This is a genomic window from Niallia sp. HCP3S3_B10 (assembly GCF_052064465.1).
Taxonomy (GTDB): Bacteria; Bacillota; Bacilli; order Bacillales; family Cytobacillaceae; genus Niallia; species Niallia hominis.
This window is the reverse complement of the sequence record NZ_JBQHVO010000053.1, coordinates 1-14,540: the sequence shown is the minus strand read 5'-3', so window position 1 is coordinate 14,540 and position 14,540 is coordinate 1. Positions and strand designations below refer to the sequence as shown.

Annotated in this window: 11 protein-coding genes; 6 read left to right on the top strand and 5 right to left on the bottom strand. The window is 35.2% G+C overall.

Going from position 1 to position 14,540, the window contains the following annotated elements:
- Positions 1 to 13 precede the first annotated feature (13 nt).
- Complete coding sequence (locus ACTNDN_RS18895; RefSeq protein ID WP_251629274.1) at positions 14 to 979, top strand: hypothetical protein; 966 nt, start codon at positions 14 to 16, stop codon at positions 977 to 979.
- Positions 980 to 1,184: 205 nt separating this feature from the next.
- Here the strand turns inward: ACTNDN_RS18895 and ACTNDN_RS18890 are convergent, their stop codons facing one another.
- Both ACTNDN_RS18890 and ACTNDN_RS18885 read right to left on the bottom strand, forming a co-directional pair.
- The gene (locus ACTNDN_RS18890) at positions 1,185 to 2,288 is read right to left on the bottom strand and encodes a tyrosine-type recombinase/integrase (protein WP_441131790.1); all 1,104 of its coding nucleotides are present in this window, start codon (positions 2,286 to 2,288) and stop codon (positions 1,185 to 1,187) included.
- An 80-nt stretch (positions 2,289 to 2,368) separates the two neighbouring features.
- Positions 2,369 to 2,671: a DUF771 domain-containing protein gene (locus tag ACTNDN_RS18885; protein ID WP_031536474.1), complete on the bottom strand. Its 303-nt coding sequence runs from the start codon at positions 2,669 to 2,671 to the stop codon at positions 2,369 to 2,371.
- A 165-nt stretch (positions 2,672 to 2,836) separates the two neighbouring features.
- On the opposite strand from ACTNDN_RS18885, the gene ACTNDN_RS18880 reads away from it, so the two are divergent.
- Both ACTNDN_RS18880 and ACTNDN_RS18875 read left to right on the top strand, forming a co-directional pair.
- Entirely contained in the window at positions 2,837 to 3,433 is a 597-nt protein-coding gene (locus ACTNDN_RS18880; RefSeq protein WP_042356887.1) for a DUF5677 domain-containing protein, read from the top strand.
- A gap of 380 nt (positions 3,434 to 3,813) precedes the next feature.
- Positions 3,814 to 4,701, top strand: coding sequence for a DUF2971 domain-containing protein (locus tag ACTNDN_RS18875; protein ID WP_031536472.1), 888 nt, complete (start codon positions 3,814 to 3,816; stop codon positions 4,699 to 4,701).
- Between the two features lie 299 nt (positions 4,702 to 5,000).
- On the opposite strand, the gene ACTNDN_RS18870 is transcribed toward ACTNDN_RS18875, so the two are convergent.
- Complete coding sequence (locus ACTNDN_RS18870) at positions 5,001 to 5,846, bottom strand: nuclease-related domain-containing protein (protein WP_251629271.1); 846 nt, start codon at positions 5,844 to 5,846, stop codon at positions 5,001 to 5,003.
- A 274-nt stretch (positions 5,847 to 6,120) separates the two neighbouring features.
- On the opposite strand from ACTNDN_RS18870, the gene ACTNDN_RS18865 reads away from it, so the two are divergent.
- On the top strand, positions 6,121 to 7,200 hold the full coding sequence (locus tag ACTNDN_RS18865; protein WP_441131786.1) for a GntR family transcriptional regulator: 1,080 nt from the start codon (positions 6,121 to 6,123) through the stop codon (positions 7,198 to 7,200).
- Positions 7,201 to 7,599: 399 nt separating this feature from the next.
- Positions 7,600 to 11,694 carry a carbohydrate-binding protein gene (locus tag ACTNDN_RS18860; protein ID WP_441131784.1) on the top strand — a complete coding sequence of 1,365 codons (4,095 nt, stop codon included), beginning with the start codon at positions 7,600 to 7,602 and terminating at the stop codon, positions 11,692 to 11,694.
- A gap of 180 nt (positions 11,695 to 11,874) precedes the next feature.
- Here the strand turns inward: ACTNDN_RS18860 and ACTNDN_RS18855 are convergent, their stop codons facing one another.
- Positions 11,875 to 12,348 (bottom strand): hypothetical protein, encoded by a 474-nt coding sequence (locus tag ACTNDN_RS18855; RefSeq protein ID WP_235252709.1) that lies wholly within the window; start codon positions 12,346 to 12,348, stop codon positions 11,875 to 11,877.
- Between the two features lie 119 nt (positions 12,349 to 12,467).
- On the opposite strand from ACTNDN_RS18855, the gene ACTNDN_RS18850 reads away from it, so the two are divergent.
- A complete protein-coding gene (locus ACTNDN_RS18850) occupies positions 12,468 to 13,073 on the top strand; it encodes a CGNR zinc finger domain-containing protein (protein ID WP_235252710.1) in 606 nt (201 codons plus the stop codon).
- 262 nt (positions 13,074 to 13,335) lie between these two features.
- Here the strand turns inward: ACTNDN_RS18850 and ACTNDN_RS18845 are convergent, their stop codons facing one another.
- Positions 13,336 to 13,662, bottom strand: a complete 327-nt coding sequence (locus tag ACTNDN_RS18845; protein WP_419181481.1) for a hypothetical protein — start codon at positions 13,660 to 13,662, stop codon at positions 13,336 to 13,338.
- Positions 13,663 to 14,540 lie beyond the last annotated feature (878 nt).

Here is a 14,540-nt window from a genome sequence, read left to right as displayed (position 1 = left end):
GGCGAAAAATCATATGGTGAAAACACATTTACCAACGAAGAGTGAATACGATAGGGCAGTCGATGAATTAAAAAAGTTAAATGAAGATGTTTTTTATGATGATTTTAAAGACAAAATCGAAAAACTAGAAAAAAGTTTCATTGAAATAACCGTAAGCCATTCAAACGATTTTAAAAAAGAAGCCGAAAATATAAGTAGCCGAGCGAGTATGTTATTTCGTCAGATGGAATCGCAACAAAAGGAAATAAAAGGCTATTTGGAAGAAAAGCAAAACCATATCATTCAAAAAAACCAGGATTTCCTAGAGTTAGAAAGGACTCAGCTATTATTTGTTTATGAAGAGCTGCAAAAGAGCATTCAGTTATTTAACGAAAGAACGTTAGAATTGCAGCAAACTGTTGAGAATAGGACCAAGGATTTGCTGGGTCACACGTTACAAGCTATTGGAAATGTTTCTAGCGAGGTAACCGAATTTACAAAGAAACTATCGAATTCAGACGAGAGAAATATACAATTTCTAAAGCAAAACGAGGCCTATGTCACGCTAACAAAAGAAAAGCTAGCCTTAACAGAAGGAAAAATTGCTTCTCATATGGCGGCCCTTCAAGATATGGAAAATCAGCTGAAACAGATGCATAAGCGATACGAAGAAATGTTTCAAAGACATTCAGATTCGATCAAAACTATTTTGACGGTTCGAGAAGAAGCACTCATCAATAAAATTACCCAGCAAATAGAATACTCGGACGCAAAACATTTTGAACATCATGAGAATATGAAACGGGAACTCCAACAGTGGCACGAACATATGGAAGCTCTTAATAAAAAAAGTAATGACATACTAGGGTTGATTTCAAGTAGGATGTCCAGCAAAGAAGATTTAGAAAATGTAGAGAAAAAAAGTAAATGGAAACTGAATTTCCTCTTGGCTATCGTGGCAATCGAAGTGATTGTTATTGGGATTAACTATTTTTTATAAAGAGTCGTGGTGTTCCTCTTCTATATGATATTTGCTATCATGTGACCAATAACCGGGATGGAAAAAAGTGTCACATGAAGTGTTAACCCTGTCCTATTTTTGGACGGGTTTATACACTTTTAAGTATTAAACTCAACTTGTACATACGGGTACTTTAATGGAATTAGCTATAGAGTAGTAAAAGCTCAGAGCTAAGTCTCTGAGCTTACAAATTTTCAAAAGTACTAATCGTTTGTTTTTCTTCTTCTTCACGAAGTTCTTTAATCACATGGGAATAGTACTTATAAGTGGTTTCGATATCACTATGCCCCAATCGCTCACTTACATAATTTATGGAGACTTTTTTATATAGTAGGACACTTGCATGTGTGTGCCTCAGTCCGTGCATTGTAATCGGATCAATCCCGAGGCCTTCTAAGGTTTTACGAAGGAGCTTGTTGGCATTTGTGTTACTGATTACTTTGTATTTTGACTCAGGGCTATAAAAAACTAACCCATACATATTTGGCGGTAATATCTCAAAGAGTCTATTAAATGTGGCCATTGTTTTTATATCTAATTTGATCGTACGAATGGATGCTTCATTTTTTGTCGGACCAAAACCTTCGGGATGCCTTTTTGCATAACCCCATGTTTTATCAATTTTTATTGTGTTATGTTTAAAGTCGAAATCCTTTCTTGTTAGTCCGACTAACTCCCCAAAACGTGCACCAGAAGTCAAGCCTAGTAATATTAAATAATACCCTAACCCTTGGTCTAACAGCTTGTAAATCGCTTGACGCAATCTTTTAGTTTCTAAATAATTTAAATGTTTTTCTTCTGGTTTCTTTGCAGGATTTGTCCAAGTTAATACGGCTTTCCTAGTAAAATCATTCTGGATAATTTGCTCCTCAATTGCATCCTGAACACACCCCCGGATATGCGTATTTACTTTTTCTACTGTTTCTCGTGCCTTATCCGCGCCAAATTTATTTAAAAATAATTGATAGTCATGGCGCTTAATTTCCTGTAAAGGCCTACCGCCAAAATATTCTTTAATTGCTTTGGATGTATAATCGTAATGAAGCTTTGTTGTTTTTGTTAAATTGGATTTATAAAGATTCACCCATTTTTCGAAATACTCATCAAACGGCATTGGCTTTAGATGTGGTAAAATTCCTTTACTTAATTGCGCTTCTATTTCTGCTGCTGCAATTTGTGCCTCTTTTTTGGTTTTAAATCCACCTTTTCTTATCGGCTTCGCTACGCCGTTAACCGTGTGACTCACGGTAAATTGATATGTTTTACCCCGTTTTTGAATACTTGCCATGATGTCACCTCACTATTGATAGTTGGGGTAAACAGGCGCAGTAAGGTGCTGCGCTCGGTAATATGGTAGAATGATAGGTTTTAAGCAAAAATCCGGTCAAAATTTTCGTCTAAAAACTTTGCCATTTGTGATGCTTGAAAGGACCATGTTTGACCTTTGCTTTTCGGGTAGAAAACAAAACCTCCATTTTCAACGTCAAGTATCTTTCGGAATCTTGTCGGATATAGGATATTTTCCTTTATCCACTCACTTTTTCTATTAACTCTCTTTTCAAGATCTTTCATAGACCAATAGACCCCTGTTAATTGCAGCTTTTTCAGTTCCTGAAGCTCTACCTTTGAAATGATTACTGTATCGTTTGGAATCGGAATATTTAAACTCACAGAGAGTAGTTGTGAATTTGATGTAGATAGCTACCAAAGTTTGCTTGATATTATGGGTAAACTTTAAATTGAATAAATAAAATATTTGTAATGTATATGCAGGTGAAAACTAATTCACCTGCATATTTGGTAGAAACCTGTAAAAATATTGGTGGAGGCCATTCTATGAATAAGGATGAAAAAATCCAGTATGCCAATTATTTAATTGATGAAATTACTACAAAGTTTCTTCAAAAAGATAATCCATATATCATAATGGAAGGCTATGAGTATTTTCGTGAAGTGATTACACTTTATGCAAAACAATCAAACTTATTGGAAAGTACTTTGCTATTAATTGAAAATAACCATGCTGAGGAAGCTTATGTATTAGTAAGGTCAATGCTAAACAACGCAATGTTAATTGATTACTTATGTAATGATGATGATGGAGAAAGATATAAAAATTACATGATACAACCTACTAAAGCTGAGCTTTCATTCTTTTACGATATTAAGAAGGCATTGAAAAATGGCTGGCTTAAGGAAGCCCCTCCAGAGTTAGATAAGAGAATAAAAGAATATGAGGAGCTTCTTAAAAATGAAGGCTTTACAACAAAAAAGAAAACTAGAGGTAAACTTCAAGATGGTATTGACACAAAACTGTTAAACATAAAGGGAATGGCTTTAACTGATGAACTCTTATTTGCTCACTACATGATGTTTTATAGAGAGGGAAGCAAATACGAGCATTCAGATTTTTCCTCATTAGAAGTTTATTGAAATCCAATTGAGAATCTTCCTAATACAGTTGCTTTTATTTTGGATTTATCAAGAACTGATCCGGTACTTGAAGAAAAGTTGTTGAATCTTGCTATTACAATTTATTCTCTTACTTTCATTAGACTATTGCAGCATATAACTAATAAACAGGGTCACTTAATACAAGAAGAGAGAAAGCCCGAGCTAGCAAAACTCTCTTTCATAATTCAATCTAATAATTTATACTTTCCATATACGAAGCAAGAAAATCCAACTAAATGAAAGTGGACGCTTAATGAAAGAGGGAAAAAGGAAATAAAATGTTTATGATTGTCTATTACTGCATTCTGATTAACTCTAGGGTCTTAACCTAATGCTATTTTACATGTTGGAGGATTCTTATGGATATAAATGAAGAAAGAGAAAAATATATTAAAGAAAATCCAATGGATTATTTAAAAGCTTTAGAAGTCCTAAATCGTTTCCCGAACGATGCTTTTAATACGATTTATAAAATAATAAAATTACATGTTCCTGATGAGGTTTATAAATATTACTCGTTAACTAACAATGAGGAACTTAATAATATGAAGTTTACAACATTAGAAAACAGAGAAGTATACCTATCATATGCAAGTGATTTTAATGACCCTTTTGATAATCGATCCTATTATTATGATGTTGGGAGATTGAAAAAATACAAATTTGGATTTTTCTTTGATGAAAGTTTTGTAGAAGATAAAATAAAATATACAAGATTGGCATCCTTTTCAAAGTCAGGGATTAGTAATTTACCAATGTGGGCGCATTATTCCAATAATCATCATGGTTTTTGCGTAAGTTACTCAACAGACTTTAATAAAAATAAAGAACTTAGCCCATCTTTATTTCCGGTACAATATTTAGAGGGACGAGTAGATGTTACGGAGTATTTTGAAGGCTTTTTAATTAATGTAGAGGATAATTACGCAAATGCTATTAAAGAACAACAAAATGAAATATTAATTGATAATTTAATGTTATTATGGGTTCAAATCTTAACTTGTTACATTAAACAGAAGAAGTGGGAATACGAACAAGAATTTAGAGTAATGAAACCTGCAAATGTTCTTAAGGCTGATTATATGAGAGCAAACCCATCAGCAATTTATATTGGTTATAAATGCAAAGACGAACATATAGTCCGATTGGTTAATATTGCTTTTACTTTAAATATTCCAATTTATAAAATGGAATTAAATCCAACCTCAGAAGACTTTGAACTTGTACCAAAAATAATTTCTTTATAAAACGCAAAGCGTGGATCAAGTATTTTCCTAATACTATGATTTACAAATAAACTTAGGGAATAGGTATGAATGTTTTAAGATATTAAACTTACCTTTCTTGAATAAATTTTGCTCATCTAAATCTTTTTACACAAATTTTACACATAACTAGTAAAAAACCTTATAAACTCAATAACTATCAAACTATATCGACCCCGACCACCAGTATCAAAAAATTTAGTTTCCTTTTGTACTAAGTATCCATTTAGACTAATGATTCTATTATCTAAATGGATATTAACTTCTGTTTTCCTTCTATTTCATAAACTTTTTTGATGCTCAAAACAATAAATTTTTCCTTGGAACTTCTTATTAGATAAACAGAAGGATTTTACTTTATCAGATACTGGTTTCTGACAGACTATACATTTAGTTTCCTTTTCTTTTTTATCAGTGATGTTCTTTTTTTCTTTGATAATATCTATATGCTGCTTTCTAATTGCAGCGTCTGTAATATTAGCATTCAAAAGTGAATTGTATATCGTCTCAATCTCATTTTTTAGAAAAATCGGCTTTTTGTATTGTAATTTAAGAACAGCCACCTTTCTATTAATAAAATGAGTTAATTCAACGTCATAAATTACCAATTCATTAGAATGAATCTTTCTCAATTCTTCCTCAATTTTAAAAGTGCATCTCTTTGTAAAGGAAACCAATGAAATAAAGTATTGCTGGTATTTATCTTCTATAAAATTTTTGAGAGCTTGAATATGACCATAATTCTGCATTAAAGGATTCATCATTTTAAACTTACCATTGATTAACCAAGTTTTTTTATTTTTGCCTCCATAAATAGTGCCTTGATAATTCTTTGTTTCAATTACGAATAAACCATAAGGGGTTATGATGATGTGGTCAATTTGGGAATATCCCGTTGATGATTTAGGATTTTTAATTAGTAAATCACTTAAGTACATATAATCTTTAGATAGTTGGGATAGTTGAATATCGATTTTGTATTCTCCAAGTTCACCTTTTCTAACTGCAGTTCGGTCGTCCTTTTTTTTTGTTGTCGCGTTGTTTGTCTTTTTTACAGGGATTGGAGTTTCTTTCATATTATTATTAATGTTGTCTTTCTTATTTTTAAATAGAAAATCTAAAAACATGATCTGCCTCTTTCTATGGGAAATATTTCATTATACTTTAATATCGACTTACATGGACAAACTTGAATAGAGGTATGCTTAATAAGGAAATCCAGTATTTTTGACTATTAATATATTTGTATTATTATTTCTTAAACTTGGAGGGAATAAAGAAAGATATAACTCCACTACTTCCAAAAAAACAACTCTTTCATACTCCCCATTTCTCTTTCCTACCAAACTTAGTATAGTAAATATATATTATCCAATAGATAAACACAAAAAGCCCTGGAGGATGAGTACAATCAAAAACGAACCATTATATCAGCAAATTCAAAATAAAATAATAGAGCGAATAAAAGAAGGAACATGGAGAGTAGGAGACAGAGTTCCTTCTGAGAAAGAATTAATGGATGAATTCCATGTAAGCCAGATTACTACCAAGAATGCATTAGCTGGCTTAGCTGATAAAGGAATTGTGGAGCGGATCAAGGGGAAAGGGACGTTTGTCATTGAAAGTAGTTTTACAGGTTCAATGGCGCAAAATCAGACTTCAAGTGGGTTGATTGGGTTAATTATTCCAACGATGAAGACGAAGGTGGAACAGGATTTTGTCAATTTTCTTGAACAGTATGTGACGGAGAAAGGGTATAACTTAGTCATAAAGATATCTAGAGAATCACAGATAAAAGAGGCAGAGGCTATTCAGACATTTCGTGCTATTGGGGTGGAAGGGATTATTATTTTTCCTGCTGAAAAGGAAACGTATAATGAAGCGGTTCTTCGACTCACGCTAGACAAATTTCCTCTCGTATTGATTGATCGATATATGAAGAATATTTCTACATATAGTGTAAGTTCAGAAAATACGCAAGGAGCGTTTGAGGCTATTTCTTATCTGTTGAATAAAGGGCATGAACAGATTGCACTTATCTCTCCATTAATAACAAACACGGTGACGGAAGAACGGGCAAAAGGATTTGAACAAGCTTTTTTAAGAAAAGGAATTACGATTGATAAAAATCTTTGGCTAACGTTGCCATTTGATAAAATATCCGTTCATGAAACGCCTGCACTGATTAAACAATTTTTAATGGAAAACCCTCAGCTGGCTTGCCTGTTTACGATGAATGCAGAACTGGCACAGTATGCATATCGCGCTATTTTAGAAGTCCAAAAAGAGTCCTTTCATCCAATAGAGTTAGTCACTTTTGATTCGCCTGGAATAGAAGGTGTAACTTTTGTGCAACAAGATATCCAGCAATGCAGCAAGGATACGGTGAAGTTATTAATGCAACAACTAGCTGGCGAATACAATCCGAAACGAATTTTTATCCCGGTAAATGTAGTGCTTGCTGCAGGAAATGAAAAATAAGGAAAGAGTATGCTACCTAATTCATGGTGGCTATTTTTTTGTCTTAAAATTGTCCCCTTCCTCCCGTTCAAATACTTTCCTTTTTTTTCTAATAAGTAGGACTTTTCAATCAAAAAAGTATAAAAGGTATATTATATACTAAGTTTAGTATATGTTTGTGGATTGGGATAATATAAGATGTTTGTAAGCGCTTTTAAAAAAGTGATGAAACAACATTTTTAAATGGAGCTTAATAGTTTTCCTTACTTCTGAGATTTTACTAGATTACTGGTATCCAGGGTGTACAAATCAACTTATAGCTGATCAGGTATACCCTTTTTATATAAATGGTAGTGCAACTATTGTTAAAAATATGGGGAGGGGATTAACCTGAAGAAGTTAGGAAAAGTATTACTATGTATGAGTTTATGGCTCTCTTTACCGTATGCAGCATTCGCATACAGCAACCCAATGGATTTACCAGAATCTTGGACATGGGATAGTGGGGAGTATTATGGAGAAGGGGACCCATTTATTCTAAAGCACAATGGTATTTATTATCTTTATGTTAGTACGGTAGATGATAAAAGTGGTGTGAAAGCTTGGACATCTGAAGATTTGATGGATTGGAAATATGCTGGTCTTGTTACAGAAGAACCTACTACAAAGGCTGCCTATGCACCGGAATTAGTTTACTGGAATGGTGAATTCTATATGTATACATCTCCAGGTGGAAATGGGCATTATGTGTATAAAAGTTCAAGTCCTCTAGGCCCTTTTGAAAAACAAACGGATAACCTTGGAATGGGAATTGATGGACATGTTTTTATTGATGATGATGGCAAATGGTACTTTTATAGTACGGGATCAAACAGAATAGATGCACGCTCCATGCCATCGCCAGCTGAATTTGGCAAAGCAACAGATACTGGTGCAGAAATGAATGGCTGGACTGAAGGAGCCACAGTACTGAAAAGAAACGGCAAATACTATATGACATATACAGGAAACCATATTTGGAATAAAGCATACCGGATTGACTATGGAGTAAGTGATTCTCCTGATGTTGGCTTTACAACAAATAAAGAGCAAAATCCACTTTTATTAAATACAGAAGGGGAAAACGTAGGATTAGGGCATAACACAGTTGTCCGAGGGCCAGACCTTGATTCTGACTATATCGTGTATCATAGTCATGCAAACCCTGGGCGTAATATAAACTTCGACCGAATAGCATGGAATGGGGATAAAATGCTAGTGTTGGGGCCAACAACCTCTGAGCAATCAGATCCTTCTTTACCTGATTTTAGTGATCGATTTGATCGCACTGACATCGGAGCGGATTGGAAAAATGTAAATGGGGGAAAATGGAGTATCACTGATGATTCCTCTAATTGGCTTGAACAGAAGACTTTGGATGATACGAAATGGTATAGACAAGTAAGTAAGGTATCTACAGATAAGGAATATACGGCAGAATTCAATCTGAAAATGGTTGAAAAAGGGGAGAGTGAAAATCCTCGACTTGGTGTAGTTTTCTCCTACACTGATGAAAAGAACTACGGGACAGCTGTCTTGAGTCCAGAGCATAATCGCCTGGAAACTAATTTTGTTGTTGATGGTGAGGAACAAGGCTGGGGGTACGCAGATTTACCAGAAAGCTATGATTACACAAAGCTACATCAAATCAGAGTAGAAAAGGCAGAAGATACTTTTAGAATCTTTGTGGATGGTATGCAAAAGCAAACGCGAGAGGTTAGTAAAATTGGTGCTGGTAGCATTGGCTACACCACATCAGATGTACATGGAGCTTTTGGCTATACAGCTTTTAGTAATAAAGTAGACGGAAGTAGCGTCTTTGATGCCTATAAGCCTTTACCAGGAAAAGTTGAGGCGGTTCATTACAATGCTGGTGGCGAAGGAGTTGGGTATCATGACAAGACAAGTAAAGAAGACGTTAATCCGTATCGACAAGACGATGTAGATATTGCTGACGATTCAGACGGCAGTTATTATGTTGAATCAAATGAAAAAGGGGAATGGCTGAAATACAATGTAAATATTGCCGAAGAAGGCTTATATAATCTAGATTTACGAGTAGGCGCATCTTCCAAAGATGCTAAGGTAAGGATCTTGTTAGATGGAAAGACGGATATAACAGGGGATGTAAGTATTCCGCAATCAACGGATTGGAGAACGTTCTCGATCGAAAAGCTTAAATTACCAAAAGGAAAGCATACTTTAACTATGGAAGTGGTAAAGGGGTCGTTTGATTTTTCAAGCTTTAAAGTACAAGGATACAAAGCAGTTGATAGTTTATATGACGACTTTAATGATGGGGATGCAGAAGGATGGGACGAAATAGAGGGAACATGGAAGGTTGGTCCTTTTGAAGAGCAAAATATTGATTTTGATGAATACAAAAAGGTTCCTGGGGTAATTAATGCAGCCTATTACAACACTGGTGGTGAAGGAGTCGCCTATCATGATACGACGGCTGAGAATATTGGTGGCGTATTCAGAAGGGATTCTGTAGATATAAGAACCAATCCGGAAGGCGGCGGATATGCTGTTGGATGGAATCAGACTGGTGAATGGCTGAAATACAATGTAAATGTGCAAGAAGCTGGCGAATACAATCTTAAACTGTATGTAGCAACAACCTTCACAAGTGCCAAGGCACGTATCTGGTTAGATGATGAAATAGATTTAACCGGCGTATTTGATGTCCCGGCTACTGGTGGCTGGAACAATTGGACACCAGTAATTAAAAATGGAATTACTTTGCCTAAGGGAAATCACACATTGAAACTAGAATTCGTAGAAGGGGAATTTGATTTTACAAAAATGGAATTAACATCCTTTGATATTCCTAGACAACTCCCTGGACTCATTGAAGCGGAAGACTATAATACTGGTGGCCAAAATGTAGCTTATTATGATAAGACAGAAGGAAACGCTGGTGGACAATACCGCAACGATGATGTGGATATTCGAAAATTATCTGAAGGAGATTATGCTGTTAGCTCGATTCAAACAGGAGAATGGTTAACGTACGATGTAGATATTTTAGAAGAAGGAAGCTTTGGACTTGATTTACTCGTTTCCTCTGTAAGTGATGGAGCGAAGGTGAAAATTCTTTTAGATGACGAGATAGATGTAACAGATGAAATTGCATTGCCGAAAACGGGAAGTGTGGATACTTGGAAAAATGTATCATTACAGGATATAACATTACCAGCAGGCAAACATACGTTAAAAGTGGTTGCTGTAGAAGGTGATTTTGAGCTTTCGAAGTTCATGTTCCACCAATTTGATAAGCACAAAAAGCTTCCAGGTAAAATAATGGCAGCAGATTATATTACCGGTGGGGAAGGTGTAGCTTATCACGATAATACAATCGAAAATATTGGGGGAGAGTATCGACAGGACGCAGTAGATATTCGCGTTAACCCTGAAGGTGGCTACAATGTTGGCTGGAATCAAACAGAAGAATGGTTAAAGTATAATGTTGATATTGCAGAAGCCGGTACTTACGATTTGGCCATTAATGTAGCTACAACCTATAAAGATAGTCAAATTCGATTATGGCTTGATGATTCGATTGATTTAACAGGTGTTATTGATGTGCCTAGTACTGGTGATTGGAATAATTGGGAAAATGTTATTAAGGAAGATGTTTCCTTACCAGCTGGGCAGCATACGATTAAAGTAGAAATAGTAAAAGGGGAATATGATTTTAACTATTTTGAGTTCCTAGAGGAAATCGAAGTAACAGAGCCACAAATAATAGGGGAGTACAATGCAAGTAGTGAGACATTTGCCAAATCAGTCATCGGTGAAAACGAATGGAAAGACTATATTGTAGAAGCGGATGTTAAAGCTGCAGAAGGATCTGGAGACGGAGGAGTCATCTTTAGAGTAAACAATCCTGCTAATGGAATCGAGCTTAGCCAAAATAATGCTGATTTTATGCAAGGATATGTAGCTTATATAAATGAAGACGGAGTCCACCTAGGAAAGCAAAATTATAATTGGGAGTATCTAGATGGTGCTGCACTTAAAGAACCAACATCCACTTGGCATCATATGAAGATTGAAGTGAATGGGACAACGATTAAAGTGTATGTGGATGATATGAAGACGCCCAAAATTAATTTTACGGACAATAGTCGTACTGCCTTTACACAAGGAAAAGTAGGGGTAAGATCCAATTATAATAATACGAAATTTGATAATTTCTTTGTTAGATCATACGAAGCAGATCATTCGTCCATTCAAGAATTATTGGATATGTATAGGGGTTTAGGGGAGCTAAAGGATAGTCTTTATAAAAGCTTAAGCAATAAATTGAAGCAATCCCAAAAACACCTAGAGAAGGGGAAAGAAGATCAAGCAGTTAAATTTCTGCAAGATATGATTAAACTGATTAATAACGACAAAACTGAGAAATTGCCTGCTGATAAAAAGGAAAGTCTGAAGTTAGAGATAGAAAGATTGATAGAACAATTGTGATAAAGGATGTTGGTGTCAGGTACCGTAAAAAGACAGTTGTCTTTTTATGGTGCCTGACACTATTATATACGGAGTTAAATAACAAAAAAATTCTCCAATATTAATACAGTATTCTTTGTAAGAAAAATAACTCAAATCTGAAAGCTCCAAGAAGTGATTCCTTGGAGCTTTATTAGTAACTTATGTTTGGTTTGGGACTTTGATCGATTTGATCATCTGTCGTATTGATCCGAGATGGTAGGCAGAGTGAGCGAGCGCCCCCAACAAACCATTTGATGTCTGTTCATCTAAGGAGTCAAGTGAATCAATCTTTTTTAATAGTGTTGTGTATTCTTGTTGAAGTTCGTCAGTAAATTGAGCCCATGTGATTTTATCAACGTTTGTGATTTTCCATGATGCTCCCCAGTCCTTATTGGGTTCTTCCCCATTTAAGTAGGAATTCGCAACCCATAAATAATAGCGGGTATGATCTGTTTGTGCGGCAATTGTTGTACCATTGATAGCTATTGAAGCATCTTCTGCCGATATCTTTTCAAGTGTTCCGAATAATCCACTACCAGGTTTCGCTTCTGTGTACCAGCTTGCGTTTTCTTTAGGTCCATCATATGTTTCCTTCAACAATGTTCTAACAGCTACCAACATTGGATTGTCCATCTCAGTACCTCCTGAATTAGTATTTAACCATCAAAACTACTTTTGATGGTTAAATTATAACTGAGTTGATTATAACCGTCAATATGCATTATGATGGTTATAGTAAAGGAGCTTTGATTATGTCGGAAATGAACGCTTATATGATGGTCGGAGAACGTTTGTGTATGGATTTTATCAATACCGTCAGTTGGAGAGAAAGTACGGAGAAAAGGCGGGATTGGTTTACTAGCTACGCCAAATTGGTCGACTGGTGCATCCATGCTGAAGTCTTGACCGAACAACAAGCTAAAGCCCTTCTTTTAAAGGCGCAGGAGAAACAGTCTGAAGCTGAAGAAGTTCTAAAACAGACTATCGAAATGCGGGAGGTTATGTATCGAATCTTCCAGTCCATTTCAAAGGGGACATCGCCACATCCGCTAGACCTGAAAAGTTTCAATGATTTTGTAAGCCACTTCTATCAAACTTTGCTTGTAATCCAAGAAAAGGATCATTACAGGTTGAAGTTCAGGTATAACGAGGAAAACTTGGACACTATGCTCCCTCCAATTTTACAATCTGCTGTTGATTTACTCGTTTCTAAAAACGACCTGGAACGAGTCAAACAATGTGAGGGAGACTCTTGTGGATGGTTATTCTTTGATACGAGTCGGAACCGGAGCCGGCGTTGGTGTTCAATGGCCGATTGCGGTAATCGAGCTAAAGCACGGCGGTTTTACCAAAAATAAAAGTGATTAGATACTGTTTTTGTGGATTGTATGCCTACTAAGTTATATCGTACCACTACCGTAAAGAAGGATATTATAAAATTTTCTAACTGTATTACCATCAAGATTACCAGGCTTTGTATCACTTTATCTCCAACTTTATTCGGACTGTCGATACCAAAATCATAGGATTCGTTTGGTTGAAGAAGGGAGCAGGTACCCATATTGTTGGGTATCTGCTTTTTCATTGAGTGTATTTAAATTCTTTAACGAGTTGTCTCCATCAGTATCCTGGATAATAAGGATTTGGATAAGGATACGGATATGCATACGGGTAAGGAGCAGGTACTGGATAAGGAGCTGGTGTTACCGCTGCGCCAAGTGCTAATCCTGTAAGAGTACCTAATGCAAATCCTCCTCCTGGATAATTTCCACCTTGATGAGACCAGTTTCCACCGTGTCCCCAATTTGGATGTCCGCCTCCATGCTGATGCCAATTAGTGTTACCGCCGCCATGTTGGTGCCAATTAGTGTGACCACCATGGCCTCCTGATGGATGACCTCCACCACCGTGATGTGACCTCATACCTGTTTGATTAAAATTCATCATTGTTTTGGGCCCCTTTCTTTAAAATCTCTATATCATATGCCTATCCTTTCCAAATGGATATAACATAGTTGGTAAACCAAGTAGTATTTCAAAGTTGGTGGCACCGTAAAAAGACAGTTGTCTATTTATGGTGCCTGGTACCATTTTTCATGGGTTTAGTTGTTATCAGTTGATAGAAAGGAGACTACTATAAGTTAAGATTTCTATATTAATAAGAAACAGTAGCTAATAACATTAAAAATACATATTCTGGCGATGATTGCTACATATCAAAATCTTTATATAGAAAAATAAAATATATTAAAAAAATTTTGACAAAAACTAAATATTGTAATAAAATTTACATAACATTTGTTTTTTTCTTCCAAAATACCCATATGTTGTTATGGTGATATCATAAATTATCATTCTAAGAACTTACTTTTATTAATTTTGAAACAGAGATAACAAAAAGTTAAACTTCTGAGAAACCACTTTTAATCATTTAACCCCATATAAAATAAACGAAAGCTCATATGAAATAAAAATAATAGAAATCAATTCTTTCTATAAGGAGGACGTATTATTCATACTTAAATGTTGAGTTATAAAGCCAATAGTATGAGTTTAAGCACAAAACAGATTACAATTAAAAACCTATTTTAAAGAAAGAGTTTTTATTAAGTTATCCTAGGTAGCTGTTTTCTATATAACTATTGAAAGTGAAAAAGGTATTCTGGTGTTATGCTAAAATTTATAGAAAAGTGAGGATAACTCTATTGCATAACATTAAAAAATGATAAGGGGGGTATGAGTAAAATGTTTGTGGGAGAATAAATATCCTTTTTGTCTAGTTGGGGGACGCGTCCCCCAACTAGACAAAAAGGCCACCAAGCGAG

Excerpts from the sequence above, each read along its gene's own strand:
- ACTNDN_RS18855 (WP_235252709.1), bottom strand. The coding sequence starts at position 12,348 with ATGGACAATCCAATGTTGGTAGCTGTTAGAACATTGTTGAAGGAAACA.
- ACTNDN_RS18865 (WP_441131786.1), top strand. The coding sequence starts at position 6,121 with ATGAGTACAATCAAAAACGAACCATTATATCAGCAAATTCAAAATAAA.
- ACTNDN_RS18860 (WP_441131784.1), top strand. The coding sequence starts at position 7,600 with ATGAGTTTATGGCTCTCTTTACCGTATGCAGCATTCGCATACAGCAAC.
- ACTNDN_RS18895 (WP_251629274.1), top strand. The coding sequence starts at position 14 with ATGGTGAAAACACATTTACCAACGAAGAGTGAATACGATAGGGCAGTC.
- ACTNDN_RS18890 (WP_441131790.1), bottom strand. The coding sequence starts at position 2,288 with ATGGCAAGTATTCAAAAACGGGGTAAAACATATCAATTTACCGTGAGT.
- ACTNDN_RS18850 (WP_235252710.1), top strand. The coding sequence starts at position 12,468 with ATGTCGGAAATGAACGCTTATATGATGGTCGGAGAACGTTTGTGTATG.
- ACTNDN_RS18870 (WP_251629271.1), bottom strand. The coding sequence starts at position 5,846 with ATGTTTTTAGATTTTCTATTTAAAAATAAGAAAGACAACATTAATAAT.
- ACTNDN_RS18845 (WP_419181481.1), bottom strand. The coding sequence starts at position 13,662 with ATGATGAATTTTAATCAAACAGGTATGAGGTCACATCACGGTGGTGGA.
- ACTNDN_RS18875 (WP_031536472.1), top strand. The coding sequence starts at position 3,814 with ATGGATATAAATGAAGAAAGAGAAAAATATATTAAAGAAAATCCAATG.
- ACTNDN_RS18880 (WP_042356887.1), top strand. The coding sequence starts at position 2,837 with ATGAATAAGGATGAAAAAATCCAGTATGCCAATTATTTAATTGATGAA.